This window comes from Streptomyces caelestis, assembly GCF_001279005.1.
In the GTDB taxonomy this organism is placed as follows: Bacteria; Actinomycetota; Actinomycetes; order Streptomycetales; family Streptomycetaceae; genus Streptomyces; species Streptomyces heliomycini.
This window is the reverse complement of the sequence record NZ_LGCN01000094.1, coordinates 1-355: the sequence shown is the minus strand read 5'-3', so window position 1 is coordinate 355 and position 355 is coordinate 1. Positions and strand designations below refer to the sequence as shown.

The 355-nt window shown below is 78.3% G+C and carries 1 pseudogene; it reads right to left on the bottom strand.

The window, feature by feature from the left end:
• A pseudogene (locus ADK41_RS09355) lies at positions 1-355 on the bottom strand (hypothetical protein); the annotation flags it as partial.

Here is a 355-nt window from a genome sequence, read left to right as displayed (position 1 = left end):
CTGCTGGTCGAGGTCGCCGAGGTTGCGTTCGACCTCGGCCCGGGCGGAGGCGGGGACCGCGGGGAGCTCGGGGGCCACCTGGGGGCAGGAGACCGTGCCGACGCCGGTGTTCCCGGCCTGGCCGGCGCCCTCCTCGGCGGGCGGCGCGGCGGTCTCCTGGGCGGGCGGCGTCGTGGCCGTCCCCTCTCCGGCGCCCGCGTCGTCCTGCCCGGCCGTGCCCTCCGTGTCGAGCGTGCAGGGGGCGAGCGCGTCGAGTCCGGAGGGGCGTTCGGCGGTGCGGCCGATGGCGGTGGCGATGCGGTTGATGGCGGCGACGCGCTTGTCCTCGAGGGGGCCGAGGATGGCGTTCTGGACG